General features: G+C 39.5%; 1 protein-coding gene. It reads right to left on the bottom strand.

What is annotated here, in order from left to right; genetic code table 11:
• Window positions 1-196 precede the first annotated feature (196 nt).
• Window positions 197-433: hypothetical protein (locus AC3DE3_RS17435; protein ID WP_488370880.1), on the bottom strand; the 237-nt coding region annotated here is incomplete at its 5' end.

The following is a 433-nucleotide window of genomic DNA, read 5'->3' as shown; positions in this document are numbered from 1 at the left end:
CATAAGTAATAAAGAGCGGAGTACGGAGTTTCTCAAACATACTTTTTGTTTGCTGTACCCTCCTAAGAGGGTGAATTCCTATCCACCACCACTTGTTTCCAAGTAGGGTACAGCAAACAACATTTCCAACCGACGAAGATGGGTATGTTGGTGCAATTCAGTACTTGTTAACCTTAAATAATTTTAAAGTTAACAATCAACCAATTCTCCCAAAAACCTGACCTTGCTCGTTAGAGAAGTAGTTTTTGATGAGATATGCAATTCCTGCTTCGAGAGCGAGTTTAAAAATTCCAATCCAATCATATGAAGCGAAATCAAACCCGTGTGCTGACAACGCTTGTTGTATTGCACCGAGCACCACTGCGATAACCGCAAGTGCAAGTCCCTTAGCGAAATCTTTATAATTTAATGTGAATAATGTGCTATTCATGAC

This window comes from Dietzia sp. IBK-p2-16D (assembly GCF_057773085.1).
Note: the sequence above shows the minus strand (reverse complement) of the source record. Positions and strands in the feature narration are given on the sequence as shown.